This window comes from Burkholderia anthina (assembly GCF_902498995.1).
Taxonomy (GTDB): domain Bacteria; phylum Pseudomonadota; class Gammaproteobacteria; order Burkholderiales; family Burkholderiaceae; genus Burkholderia; species Burkholderia anthina.
Genome location: NZ_CABVLY010000003.1, coordinates 163,874 through 177,235, shown reverse-complemented (window position 1 = coordinate 177,235; position 13,362 = coordinate 163,874). Strand labels below are relative to the sequence as shown.

General features: G+C 66.3%; 12 protein-coding genes. 3 read left to right on the top strand and 9 right to left on the bottom strand.

Features of this window, described 5'->3' with window-relative positions:
* Positions 1–15 precede the first annotated feature (15 nt).
* The 8 genes from BME24068_RS05960 to gloB form a co-directional block, all read right to left on the bottom strand.
* Positions 16–474 carry a DUF4149 domain-containing protein gene (locus BME24068_RS05960; RefSeq protein WP_096502760.1) on the bottom strand — a complete coding sequence of 153 codons (459 nt, stop codon included), beginning with the start codon at positions 472–474 and terminating at the stop codon, positions 16–18.
* Between the two features lie 14 nt (positions 475–488).
* Complete coding sequence (gene greA / locus BME24068_RS05955; protein WP_096502762.1) at positions 489–965, bottom strand: transcription elongation factor GreA; 477 nt, start codon at positions 963–965, stop codon at positions 489–491.
* 119 nt (positions 966–1,084) lie between these two features.
* Complete coding sequence (carB, locus tag BME24068_RS05950; protein ID WP_174925463.1) at positions 1,085–4,339, bottom strand: carbamoyl-phosphate synthase large subunit; 3,255 nt, start codon at positions 4,337–4,339, stop codon at positions 1,085–1,087.
* 59 nt (positions 4,340–4,398) lie between these two features.
* On the bottom strand, positions 4,399–5,058 hold the full coding sequence (gene leuE / locus BME24068_RS05945) for a leucine efflux protein LeuE (protein WP_096502766.1): 660 nt from the start codon (positions 5,056–5,058) through the stop codon (positions 4,399–4,401).
* Between the two features lie 37 nt (positions 5,059–5,095).
* Entirely contained in the window at positions 5,096–6,241 is a 1,146-nt protein-coding gene (gene carA, locus BME24068_RS05940) for a glutamine-hydrolyzing carbamoyl-phosphate synthase small subunit (protein ID WP_096502768.1), read from the bottom strand.
* 362 nt (positions 6,242–6,603) lie between these two features.
* A complete protein-coding gene (locus tag BME24068_RS05935) occupies positions 6,604–7,836 on the bottom strand; it encodes an MFS transporter (protein WP_174925462.1) in 1,233 nt (410 codons plus the stop codon).
* 161 nt (positions 7,837–7,997) lie between these two features.
* A complete protein-coding gene (locus BME24068_RS05930) occupies positions 7,998–9,581 on the bottom strand; it encodes a transglycosylase SLT domain-containing protein (protein ID WP_096502772.1) in 1,584 nt (527 codons plus the stop codon).
* A 162-nt stretch (positions 9,582–9,743) separates the two neighbouring features.
* Positions 9,744–10,550 (bottom strand): hydroxyacylglutathione hydrolase, encoded by an 807-nt coding sequence (gene gloB / locus BME24068_RS05925; RefSeq protein WP_174925461.1) that lies wholly within the window; start codon positions 10,548–10,550, stop codon positions 9,744–9,746.
* Between the two features lie 18 nt (positions 10,551–10,568).
* Here gloB and BME24068_RS05920 point away from each other — a divergent pair, with 18 nt between their 5' ends.
* Genes BME24068_RS05920 through dnaQ form a run of 3 tightly spaced genes read left to right on the top strand, consistent with a single transcriptional unit; the run spans position 10,569 to position 12,594 of the window.
* Entirely contained in the window at positions 10,569–11,381 is an 813-nt protein-coding gene (locus BME24068_RS05920; RefSeq protein ID WP_174925460.1) for a class I SAM-dependent methyltransferase, read from the top strand.
* Positions 11,378–11,821, top strand: coding sequence for a ribonuclease HI (gene rnhA, locus BME24068_RS05915; protein WP_174925459.1), 444 nt, complete (start codon positions 11,378–11,380; stop codon positions 11,819–11,821). Before BME24068_RS05920 ends, rnhA begins: the two co-directional genes overlap by 4 nt.
* A 38-nt stretch (positions 11,822–11,859) precedes the next feature.
* Entirely contained in the window at positions 11,860–12,594 is a 735-nt protein-coding gene (gene dnaQ, locus BME24068_RS05910; RefSeq protein ID WP_174925458.1) for a DNA polymerase III subunit epsilon, read from the top strand.
* A 51-nt stretch (positions 12,595–12,645) separates the two neighbouring features.
* Here the strand turns inward: dnaQ and BME24068_RS05905 are convergent, their stop codons facing one another.
* Positions 12,646–12,978 (bottom strand): YnfA family protein, encoded by a 333-nt coding sequence (locus BME24068_RS05905; RefSeq protein WP_174925457.1) that lies wholly within the window; start codon positions 12,976–12,978, stop codon positions 12,646–12,648.
* Positions 12,979–13,362 lie beyond the last annotated feature (384 nt).

The following is a 13,362-nucleotide window of genomic DNA, read 5'->3' as shown; positions in this document are numbered from 1 at the left end:
CTGCCCCCGCGACGCTCAGGCGTCGCGTGCGGGCAAACGCCAGATCAGCATCAGACCCAGCACGCTTTCGACCAGATAGAACAGGCTCGAGACGCCGTGCAGCATCCCGAAGCGGCTCGCATACGGCGAGTTCGCAATATCGGTGCCCGCATCCATCGCGGCCACCCGCAGCGCGTTCATGAACGGCTGCAGCGCGAAATACCCGACCAGCACGCACACGACCATCGCGGCGATGATCCAGCGCACGCGACGATAATCGCCGCTGCCGCGCCGCACCTGTTGATTCGACAATGCGAGCAGCAGCACGCCGCATACGACACCGAGGATCGCCTCGATGCGAAACAGCTGGGCGGCGACCGTACCGGCCGTCATCCGCTCCAGCGTCTTGAACAGCACGGGCGCGACCGCATACCCGATCGTCAGCAGGCTGCCGACCCACACGGTCGACAGCAGACGGAACACGCGATGCGGCATCACGTCGCCCCGCTTCAGACGTAGCTGACCGAGATGATTTCGTACTCGCGCACGCCGCTCGGTGCCTGCACCGCCGCGACGTCGCCTTCGCTCTTGCCGATCAGTGCACGCGCGATCGGCGAGCTGACCGAGATCAGGCCGTGATCGATATCGGCTTCGTCGTCGCCGACGATCTGGTACTTCACGGTGTCGCCCGACTCGAGATCCTCGAGTTCGACCGTCGCGGCAAACACCACGCGGCCATCGGCGTCGAGCACGGTGGGATCGATGATTTGCGCGGCGGACAGTTTCGATTCGAGTTCCGCGATACGGCCCTCGATGAAACCCTGCTTTTCTTTCGCAGCGTCGTATTCGGCGTTTTCGGACAGATCGCCCTGTGCGCGGGCCTCCGCGATCGCGTTGATCACGGCCGGCCGCTCGACGGACTTGAGGCGCTGCAATTCATCGCGCAGTTGCCCTGCGCCACGCTTTGTCAACGGAATGGTGCTCATAAACGGCTCAATCGCTAAAAACGGCTATAAAAAAAATCACCGCGATTAAGCGCGTTTCCGATGAACCGGAAACACCGCCTAATCGCGGCACGTGTTGCTTACGACAGGTAACTGACTGCTTAGTTTAGGCGAGCGTGAAGACCTTGTAAATCATAGACTTCCAGATCCTTCAGGTAGCGCAAGCCTTCCACGGCCGCACGCGCGCCCGACATCGTCGTGTAGTACGTGACCTTGTGCGCCTGCGCGCTCATGCGGATCGAACGCGAATCGGCGATCGCCTGGCGCGTCTCGTCGACCGTCGTGAATACGAGCGCGATCTCGCCGTTCTTGATCATGTCGACGATATGCGGACGGCCGTCCTTCACCTTGTTGACGACCTTCACCGGCACGCCGGCCGCTTCGATCGCGGCAGCCGTACCCTTGGTCGCGACGATCGGGTAGCCGAGGTCGTGCAGCATGCGCGCGACTTCGACGGCCTTCGGTTTATCCGCATCCATCACGGTCAGCAGCACCGTGCCCGACTCCGGCAGGCGCGAACCGGCCGCGAGCTGCGACTTGAACAGCGCTTCGCCGAACGTCTGGCCGACGCCCATCACCTCGCCGGTCGAACGCATTTCAGGCCCGAGGACCGGATCGACGGACGGGAACTTGACGAACGGGAACACCGCTTCCTTCACGCTGAAGTACGGCGGCTCGACTTCCTTCGTCACGCCCTGCTGCGCGAGCTTCTGGCCGACCATCGCACGCGCCGCGATCTTCGCGAGCGGCAGGCTGGTCGCCTTCGACACGTACGGCACCGTGCGCGATGCACGCGGGTTCACTTCCAGCACGTAGATCACGTCCTGCTTCGAACCGTCCGCCTGCGGCACCTGCTGGATCGCGAACTGCACGTTCATCAGGCCGACCACGTTCAACGCCTTCGCCATCGCGCCGGTCTGGCGCTTCAGCTCGGCCACGGTTTCCTTCGACAGCGAGTACGGCGGCAGCGAGCATGCCGAATCGCCCGAGTGGACACCCGCCTGCTCGATGTGCTCCATCACGCCGCCGATGAACACGGCCTCGCCGTCGCAGATGCAGTCGACGTCGCATTCGATCGCATCGTTCAGGAAGCGGTCGAGCAGCACCGGCGAATCGTTCGACACTTTCACGGCCTCGCGCATGTAGCGCTCGAGGTCGCGCGGCTCGTGGACGATTTCCATCGCGCGGCCGCCCAGCACGTACGACGGGCGCACGACGAGCGGGTAGCCGATTTCGGCCGCCAGCGCGAGCGCCTCTTCTTCGGCGCGCGCGGTGCGGTTCGGCGGCTGGCGCAGGCCGAGGTCCTGCAGCAGCTTCTGGAAGCGTTCGCGGTCTTCGGCCGCGTCGATCATGTCCGGCGACGTGCCGACGATCGGCACGCCGTGCGCCTCGAGGTCGAGCGCGAGCTTCAGCGGCGTCTGGCCGCCGTACTGGACGATCACGCCGACCGGCTTTTCCTTGTCGACGATTTCGAGCACGTCCTCGAGCGTCAGCGGCTCGAAATACAGGCGGTCGGACGTGTCATAGTCGGTCGACACCGTTTCCGGGTTGCAGTTGACCATGATCGTTTCGTAACCGTCCTCGCGCATCGCGAGGGCCGCGTGCACGCAGCAGTAGTCGAACTCGATGCCCTGGCCGATCCGGTTCGGGCCGCCGCCCAGCACCATGATCTTCTTGTTGGTGGTCGGCTGCGCCTCGCACTCTTCCTCGTAGGTCGAGTACATGTAGGCCGTCTTGGTCGCGAACTCGGCCGCGCATGTGTCGACGCGCTTGTAGACCGGGCGCACGTTCAGTTCGACACGACGCTTGCGGACGTCTTCCGGCGACGCGCCGAGCAGCTTCGCGAGGCGGCGGTCGGAGAAGCCGCTCTGCTTCAGGTAGCGCAGTTCGTCGAACGTCAGCGACGCGAGCGTGCGGCCCGCGAGCGCCTTTTCCTTCAGGATGATCTGCTCGATCTGCGCGAGGAACCACGGATCGATCGCGGTTTCCGCGAAGATCTCTTCGGCCGTCATGCCGATGCGGAAGGCATCGCCGACGTACCAGATGCGGTCCGGGCCCGGCTCGTGGATCTCGATCGCGATCTCGTCGCGGTCGGTCGACTTCTCGTCGAGACCGTCGACGCCGACTTCGAGGCCGCGCAGCGCCTTCTGGAACGACTCCTGGAACGTGCGGCCGATCGCCATCACTTCACCGACCGACTTCATCTGTGTGGTCAGGCGCGAATCGGCTTCGCGGAACTTCTCGAACGCGAAACGCGGGATCTTCGTGACGACGTAGTCGATCGTCGGCTCGAACGATGCCGGCGTCTGGCCGCCGGTAATTTCGTTCTTCAGCTCGTCGAGCGTGTAGCCGACCGCCAGCTTCGCCGCGACCTTCGCGATCGGGAAACCGGTCGCCTTCGATGCGAGCGCCGACGAACGCGACACGCGCGGGTTCATTTCGATGACGACCATGCGGCCGTCCTTCGGGTTGATCGAGAACTGCACGTTCGAGCCGCCCGTGTCGACGCCGATCTCGCGCAGCACCGCGAGCGATGCGTTACGCAGGATCTGGTATTCCTTGTCGGTGAGCGTCTGCGCCGGCGCGACCGTGATCGAATCGCCGGTGTGCACGCCCATCGGGTCGAGGTTTTCGATCGAGCACACGATGATGCAGTTGTCGGCGCGGTCGCGCACGACTTCCATCTCGTATTCCTTCCAGCCGAGCAGCGATTCCTCGATCAGCAGTTCGCGCGTCGGCGACAGGTCGAGGCCGCGCCTGCAGATCTCTTCGAACTCTTCGCGGTTGTACGCGATGCCGCCGCCCGAGCCGCCGAGCGTGAACGACGGACGGATCACGACCGGATAGCCGCTGCCGCCGGTGAGCGCCATGATCTCGGCGTGCACCTGGGTCGCTTCTTCCATCGAGTGCGCGACGCCCGACTTCGCGGAACCGAGACCGATCTTGGTCATCGCGTCCTTGAACTTCTGGCGGTCTTCCGCCTTGTCGATCGCTTCCGGCGACGCGCCGATCAGTTCGACGCCGAACTTCTCGAGCACGCCGTGGTGGTGCAGGTCGAGCGCGCAGTTCAGCGCGGTCTGGCCGCCCATCGTCGGCAGGATCGCGTCCGGGCGCTCCTTCTCGATGATGCGCGCGACGACTTCCCACGTGATCGGCTCGATGTACGTGACGTCGGCCGTGTTCGGGTCGGTCATGATCGTCGCCGGGTTGCTGTTCACGAGGACGACCTTGTAGCCCTCTTCACGCAGCGCCTTGCAAGCCTGCGCGCCCGAATAGTCGAACTCGCAAGCCTGGCCGATGATGATCGGGCCGGCGCCGATGATGAGGATGCTTTTGATGTCTGTGCGTTTTGGCATGGCTTGTGAATTCAGTAAGTAATCTTTGTCGTGGCGTTGTCGCGGATCGGCGGCGGCGCTCAGCTCATGGTGGCGAGCGCCAGCTTCACCGAGAAACCGATGAACAGGCCGCCCACGCTGCTCGCCGCACCCGCCGCGAGCTTGCGGCGGCGGCGGAAATGCTCGGCGAGCCGTGCTCCCGCGAAGATCAGCGTGCTCAGGTACAGGAAGCTCGCGCATTGCGCGATCGCCCCGAGCACGACGAACGACAGCGCGGGGTGCGGGAATGCCGGGTCGACGAACTGGATGAAGAACGAAATGAAGAACAGGATCGCCTTCGGATTCAGGAGGCTCACGACGAGCGCCTTGCGAAACGGCCGCTCGCCGTCGACCGCGCGCGGCGCGTCGGCCGGCTTGCCGGCCGGCGTGCGCAGCTTGTGCCACGCGCTGCGCAGCATCCCGGTGCCGATGTACAGCAGGTACGCGGCGCCGCCGTACTTGACGACGGAGAACAGCAGCGGATTGGCCTTCAGCAGCGACGCGACGCCCGCGGCGGACAGCACCATCAGCACCGTGTCGCCGAGGAACACGCCGCAGGCCGCGCGATAGCCGGTCTTCACGCCGCGCTGCGCCGCGAGCGACAGCACGTACATCGAGTTCGGCCCCGGCAGCAGGATGATGAAGATCACGCCGAACACGTAGGTCCAGATATCCGTGATGCCGAGTGCGTGGCCGAACATGATGCGAATCTCCCGTTCTTCGGTTGCTTCAGTTGCGTCAGGCGTTGCGCTGCTTCGCCGCGTCCATCAGTGCGGTGAAACGGTCGAACAGATAGCCGATGTCGTGCGGGCCGGGCGACGCTTCCGGGTGGCCCTGGAAGCAGAATGCCGGCTTGTCGGTCAGCTCGAAGCCCTGCAGCGTGCCGTCGAACAGCGACACGTGCGTCACGCGCGCGTTGGCCGGCAGCGAATCCGCGTCGACCGCGAAGCCGTGGTTCTGCGACGTGATCACCACGCGACCGTCGCCGAGATCCTTCACCGGGTGGTTCGCGCCGTGGTGGCCCGTCTTCATCTTCAGCGTCTTCGCGCCGACCGCGAGGCCCATGATCTGATGGCCGAGGCAGATGCCGAAGGTCGGCACGCCGCGCGCGATGAATTCCTTCGTCGCCGCGATCGCGTAGTCGCACGGCTCCGGGTCGCCCGGGCCGTTCGACAGGAAGATGCCGTCCGGATTCAGCGCGAGCGCGTCGGCGGCGCTCGCCTCGGCCGGCAGCACCGTCACGTGGCAGCCGCGCTCCGCGAGCATGCGCAGGATGTTGTACTTGACGCCGAAGTCGTACGCGACGACGCGGTACTTCGGCGCTTCCTGCATCCCGTAGCCGCTGCCGAGGCGCCATTCGGTCTGCTTCCACTCGAACGACTTCGTGGTCGACACGACCTTCGCGAGATCCATGCCCGCGAGGCCCGCGAACGAGCGCGCGAGCTCGATCGCCTTCGCCTCGTCGTCCGAGCCGGCCAGAATGCAGCCGCTCTGCGCGCCCTTGTCGCGCAGGATACGGGTCAGCTTGCGGGTGTCGATGCCGGCGATGGCGACGACGCCTTCGTCGCGCAGGTAGTCGCCGAGCGTGCGGTCCATGCGGAAGTTCGATGCGAGCGTGGGCAGATCACGGATGATCAGGCCGGCGGCATGGACTTTCGTGGCTTCGACGTCTTCGGCGTTGACGCCATAGTTGCCGATATGCGGGTAGGTGAGCGTGACGATCTGACGCGCGTAGCTCGGATCAGTCAGGATTTCCTGATAGCCGGTAATCGCGGTGTTGAACACGACTTCACCGATCGTGTGGCCTTCGGCCCCGATCGAATAACCACGAAAGACCGTGCCGTCGGCGAGTGCAAGCAAGGCGGGAGAAAAAGACGGCAACACGGGAGGCTCCTTGGGGAACACCCTGCTGCCGACCTGTTTATCCTGCCGCGCGAGCGCCGCGCAGCGTAGGCGCGCGGAATCGCTAGCTGGACGCGACCTGCGTTGTCGAGACGCGAACCCGGCGCGTGGCGCACGAGGCTTCGCGGCATCGCCCGACAGGCGGCGTGCGGCGGATGAACGGGATGAGTGAGGTAGGCGCTAGGGTGCGAGGTTGATCAGCACAAACTTTCAAATTATAGCCCGAAAATGGCCTTATCTTCAATCGATATGGCCGTCCGATCATGCAGGCGGTGCGCGCGACGCCGTGGCAATCGCGCGCGGCGCGCGTTGCTACGGCCCCGTTTTCCCGGCCGCCCTACCCGTCAGCGTACCGCCGGATCGGCGTGCCTGCCAGTGCGGCGCGCGGGCCACACATACCAGACGGCGCTCGCCAGCTGCAGCGCGAGCAGCATGCTCCACGCGGTGACGTGCGCCGCGGCCGGGTAATGGCCGTCGACGGCCGGCCAGTGCGACAGCACCGCGCCGATGCCGATCTGGAACGCAAAGATCAGCACGAAGATCACGAGCGTGAGCGTCGTGTTCGCGCGCCCGATCAGTTGCGCCGGGAAATGACCGGCCAGCACCGCATAGGTCAGGATCCCGACGCCGCCGAACATCCCGTAGGCTGCCCACAGCACGGCCGGCGGCAGCGGCACGCGCGCGATGATCGCGATCTGCGTGACGACGAACAGCGCCATGCCGGCACCGCAAAATGCCTGGACCGACACCCCGCGCCGCTCGAGCATGCGCGCGGCGGCGCCGAAGCCGACGCAGCCGGCCATCATCGCGAAGCCGAGCACCGACACGAGCCGTGCGGCGCGCGGCGCGTCGAACCCCGCGACATCGCGCAGATACGGCCCGACCCACAGCGACTGCATCGCGTAGAACACGCCCTGCGTGACGATCGAGAACGACGAGATCTTCCAGAATGCGCCGCTGCTCAGGATGTGCCACGTACCCTTGAACTGGCTGACGAGTCCGCCCTGGTGGCGCGGCCGCTCGGCTTCCGGCGCCCCCAGACCGATCGCGGCCGCGACGGCGATCGTCAGCACGGCCAGTCCGCCGCAGATCACGCGCCAGCTCGTCAAGCCGAGCAGCCAGGTGAGCGGCGTACCGACCGCGACGCCGCCCAGGCCGCCCACGGCCATCACGAGACCGTTGACGAGCGGCAGCCGGCCGACCGGGAAATGCTGCGCGAGCGCCTTGAACGCCGCGCCGAGGCACACCGAGACGCCGACACCGATCAGGAGCCGGCCGATCATCATCGTGCCGAGATCGTGCGCGACGCCGAAGACCGCGGCGCCGGCCGCCGCGAACAGCAGCATGCCGGCCGTCACGCGGCGCGGGCCGAAGTGGTCGAGCAGCACGCCGGCCGGAATCTGCGCGCCCGCGAAGCCGAGGAAATAGAGGCTGGTGAGCAGCCCGAGATCGGCCGCCGACAACCCGAGCTCGTGCGTGACGAACGGCGCAAAGCCGAGATTGACGCCACGAAACACGTACGACACGAAATACCCGAGCGCAAACAGCGCGAGCACCCTCACCTGCACCGACGACATCCTCTCTCTCCCGTTGTTATTCCGAACCCCGTGCCGCAGCGGCTCGCGCCGCGCACAAACGAAAACGCCGTCACCTCGGTGACGGCGTTGCTTCGCGTTGCGTCGAATGACAGCGCGCGTCGCGTGGCCCGGCCGGGCCGCCGCGATGCGATTGTATCGCGTTACTTCTTCTTGCCCTTGTGGGCGGCAGCCTTCGGTGCGGCCTTGGCCGGCGCGGCCTTCGCCGGAGCCGCCTTGGTGCGGGCCGCCGGCTTCGCGGCGCCGTGCTTCGCGCCGCGCGACTTGCCGCCGACCGACAGGCTCGCACGCTCGATGTGCGCGCCGCCGACCGACGTCGCGATCCGCTCCGGACCGGGCTCGGCCGGCACCGCGCGGCCGACCGGCACGTGCAGCACGATCGCCTGGCCCGGCATCACCAGATCGCGGCGCGTGCGGTTCCATGCCTTCAACTGACCGACCGACACGCCGTAGCGGCCGGCAAGCGCCGCCATCGACTGCTTGCGACGCACGCGAATCAGCATCTTGCGCGTGTCGGGCACGTCGGGCTCCATCGCGAGCACGGCGTTTTCCGCCACGTCCGCACTGATGTCCTCGTCGTCGTCGTCGCTACGCGGCACGACGATCGTCGAGCCCGGCTTCAGGCGCATGCCGGCCGGAATCTTGTTGACCGACATCAGCGTATCGGCGTCGACGCCGATCTTCTCGGCGATCGCAGCCGGGCGCGCGCGCTCGCTGACCGTGTAGGTGGTCCACGACGACAGCTGGCCGTCGTACGCCTTCAGGTTCTTCTCGAACGCCGCCGCGTTGTCGAACGGCAGCAGGATCTGCGGCTCGGTCGCCCCCAGGATCACCGGCTTCGAGAACGACGGATTCAGCGAGCGGAACTCGTCGAGCGACAGGTTCGCGAGCTTCGCGGCAACCGCGACGTCGATGTCGTGCGACGTGGTGACCGTCACGAAATACGGGTGGTTCGGAATGTCCGGCAGCGAAAGGCCGTACTGCTGCGGATTCGCGATGATGTTCTTCACCGCCTGCAGCTTCGGCACATAGTTGCGCGTCTCGTTCGGCATCCGCAGGCTCTGGTAGTCGGTCGGCAAGCCGGCCGCCTGGTTGCGCGCGATCGCGCGCTGCACGTTGCCCTCGCCCCAGTTGTACGCGGCCAGCGCGAGATACCAGTCGCCGAACATGTCATGCAGGCGCGACAGATAGTCGAGCGCCGCGCTCGTCGACGCGAGCACGTCGCGCCGTTCGTCCTGCCACATGTTGCGCTTCAGGTTGTACGTGCGGCCCGTGCCCGGCATGAACTGCCACATGCCGGCCGCCTTCGCGACCGACAGCGCCTGCGGGTTATACGCGGACTCGATGAACGGCAGCAGCGCGAGCTCGGTCGGCATGTGGCGCGCTTCGAGTTCCTCGACGATGTGGTACAGATATTTCTGCGAGCGCTCGGTCATGCGCTGCACGTAATCCGGGCGCTGCGTGTACCACGTCGTCTGCATGTCGACGAGGTCGCTCTGCAGGTCCGGCATCTGGAAGCCGCGACGAATGCGCGCCCAGAGATCGGTGTCTGCACTGGTCAGGTCGCCGACGGATTGCTTGTCGACGTCGACAGTTTCTTTGGCGGTGGCTGATTTACGGAGGTAGGTGGACGTCGCCTGCGAATCGGCGGCGTTGTTCGCGACAGGGCCCTGGCTCGCACAAGCGGCGAGTAACAGGACCATCAGCGCGCTCAATATAAGTCGCATGAAAATCTCGGCTTCCGACGGCTGGAAATTGCAGGCGATACTACGGAAGTGCGTGCTTCACGTCAATAAAAACACCGAAAACTCAGCGAAATCCTACATTTGGAGCAATTTTTACAGACACCACCTGAGCTTTGGAGTCCTCCGGAATGCCGCGGGAATGGATCATCGGAAGCGGTTTTTCCACTCGCGCATCAGCGTGAAGGCCGCCAGGCGATCCGGCACCGTTTCGTGAAGCTCGGCTTCGAGCGTCGTGCGAATGGCGGCGCTGTCGGCCCGCATGAACGGGTTCACCGCGCGCTCGTGCGCGATCGTCGTGGGCAGGGTCGGCATGCCGCGCGCGCGCAGCGCCTGCGCATCGTCGCGCCATGCGGCGAGCGCGGCGTTGCCCGGCTCGCACGCGAGCGCGAAGCGGATGTTCGACAGCGTGTATTCGTGTGCGCAATGCACGCGCGTGTCGCCGGGCAGCGCCGCGAGCGCGTCGAGCGACGCGAGCATCTGCGTGGGCGTGCCTTCGAACAGGCGGCCGCAGCCGCACGAGAACAGCGTGTCGCCACAGAACACGTGCGGGGTCGCAGTGCCCTGCCCGGCCGCCTGGAAGTACGCGATGTGGCCGCGCGTGTGCCCCGGCACGTCGAGCACGTCGAAGGCGAGCGCGGGCGCGTCGAGCGTCACGCGGTCGCCGCCCGCGAGCGGGTGCGTGACCACGCCGATCGCTTCTGCCGCCGGACCGTAAACGGTCAGCGGCACATCGTCCGGTTGGCTATCGCGCAGCGCCGCGACACCGCCGACATGGTCGGCGTGATGGTGCGTGAGTAAAATAGCGGTCAACCGCCAGCCGCGTTCGGCAAGAACCCGACGCACCGGCGCGGCTTCACCCGGATCGACGGCGATCGCATCGCGGCCGTCCGAGACGAGCCAGATGTAGTTGTCTTCGAATGCCGGTACCGGCACGTATTCCAGCTCGTTCATGGGCGCGCAATCATCGTTATGTCTGACCGACAAATTATAGACTGGCCCGCCTGGACCGACTCGCCGCCCGGCCGCTACGTACTGGGCTGGGAGCAGGCGCAGCTCGACCGGATCGTGTCCGACGTCTTCGGATTTCACGCGCTGCAGCTCGGGCTGCCGCAGCTCGATGCGCTGCGCGAGAACCGCATGCCGTATCGCGGGCTCGTGCTCGATCCGGCAAGCGGCGCGAGCGCACCCTACCAGTACCCGTGGGCGCGCGAAGCGCACGCACCGGAGCATGCGCCGGCCGATCGCAGCACGACCTGGAGCGACCTGCTCGACCAGCCGTTCGAGTCGCAGAGCGTCGACCTGATCGTGATGCCGCACACGCTCGAATTCACGTCCGACCCTCACCGCCTGCTGCGCGAGGCCGAACGCGTGCTGATGCCGGAAGGCCAGCTCGTGATCACCGGCTTCAATTCGCTGAGCCTGTGGGGAATGCGCCAATCGTTCGGCCGGATGGCCAACCGGCCGTTCGTGCCGGCCGCGCGCGACCAGATCGCGTTCATCCGGCTCAAGGACTGGATCAAGCTGCTCGGCTTCGATCTGGAGCGCGGCCGGTTCGGCTGTTATCGTCCGCCGCTCGCCACCGACCAATGGCTCGCCCGCTACGGCTTCATGGAAGCCGCCGGCGACCGCTGGTGGCCGATCTTCGGCGCCGTCTACATGGTCACGGCCGTCAAGCGCGTGCGCGGCATGCGCCTCGTCGGCCAGATCAGGAAGAAAAAGCCCGTGCTCGCGCCGGGCCTGACGCCGGCGGCCACCCCGACCACCCATCAAGAACACTCATGACCACCGACATCATCGACATCTATACCGACGGCGCCTGCAAGGGCAATCCCGGCCCCGGCGGCTGGGGCGCGCTGCTGCGCTACGGCGACCGCGAAAAGGAACTGTTCGGCGGCGAGCCCGACACGACCAACAACCGCATGGAGCTGATGGGCGTGATCGCCGCGCTCGAGGCGCTGAAGCGGCCGTGCCGCGTGGTCGTCCATACCGACTCGCAATACGTGCAGAAAGGCATCAGCGAGTGGATCCACGGCTGGAAGAAGAAAGGCTGGGTCACCGCGGCGAAAACGCCGGTGAAGAACGCCGACCTGTGGAAGCGGCTCGACGCGCTCGTCGCGCAGCACGAGGTCGAGTGGCGCTGGGTGAAGGGCCACGCCGGCCATCCCGAAAACGAACGCGCGGACGCGCTCGCGAATCGCGGCGTCGAATCGCTCACGGCCTGAGCCCGGGCCACCCTCCTGTCTTTCCCGATTTATCCGACATGCGCCAGATCATTCTCGATACCGAAACCACCGGCCTGAATCCCCGCACGGGCGATCGCCTGATCGAAATCGGCTGCGTCGAGCTGCTGAACCGACGGCTCACCGGCAACAACCTGCACATCTACGTGAACCCCGAGCGCGACAGCGATCCGGGCGCGCTGGCGGTGCACGGCCTCACGACCGAATTCCTCAGCGACAAGCCGAAATTCGCCGAAGTCGCCGACCAGATCCGCGACTTCGTGAAGGACGCCGAGCTGATCATCCACAACGCGCCGTTCGACCTCGGGTTCCTCGATGCGGAGTTCGCACGGCTCGGCCTGCCGCCGTTCACCGAGCATTGCGGCGGCGTGATCGACACGCTCGTGCAGGCCAAGCAGATGTTCCCGGGCAAGCGCAACTCGCTCGACGCGCTGTGCGACCGCTTCGACATCAGCAACGCACACCGGACGCTGCACGGCGCACTGCTCGACTCGGAACTGCTCGCCGAAGTCTATCTCGCGATGACGCGCGGCCAGGACAGCCTCGTGATCGACATGCTCGACGACGTGGATGCCGCCGGCGGCGCCGCGAACGGTCAGCGCGTATCGCTCGCGTCGCTCGACCTGCCCGTTCTCGCCGCGAGCGACGACGAACTCGCCGCGCACCAGACCCAGCTCGACGAGCTCGACAAGTCGGTCAAGGGCATCTGCGTGTGGCGCAAGAGCGCCGACGCGGACACCACAGCCGCCGCCTGACGCGGCGCTTCACCGGCCATAGGCCATAGGCGGCCACGCCTGCAGCCGCGCTCACGCGCGCGGCTGCAGCGCGATGACGGCCATCCCGCCGAGCGCGAGCACCGCGCCGGCCACGTCCCAGCGGGTCAGCGCGACACCATCGACGATCCGCAGCCAGATCAGCGCCACCGCGATGTACACGCCGCCGTACGCTGCGTACGTGCGCCCCGCCGCGCTCGGATGCAGGGTCAGCAGCCACGCGAACAAGGCGAGCGACAGCGCGGCCGGCACCAGCAGCCACACGGGCCGGCCGCCCTTCAGCACGAGCCACGGCAGATAGCAGCCGACGATTTCGGCCAGCGCGGTAACGGCGAACAGCGCCGCGATCTTCATCAGTTCGGTCATCCGGTTCCTCGCAGATTCGGCCCCCGTCCGGAGGGCGGCGCGACCCCGCCGCGCGCCGCCGATCATACCGGAACCGGTTTCGCCGGAAGCCCCGCCACACGGGGGATTCCGGGCAATTTGCACGATCGTCTGCCATCGTGCTATCATGTCGCCTGTTTCAACATTCAATCTCTGTCTATTCGATTTCGCAAGAAGTCCGTCCGCGCGTTGCGGGCCGGTGCTTCGACCGAAATTGCACCCACAGGAAAGCCCGCCCGACAGGCCCGCTTTTCTCGTTTCGTTGCCCCTCCGGGGCGCTTGCCGGAACGCCGGACACTGAGTCCGCACCGGCATCTGCCGCTCGCATCACGCGGCCCATTCTTCATGAGCGCACCGTCGCGACGG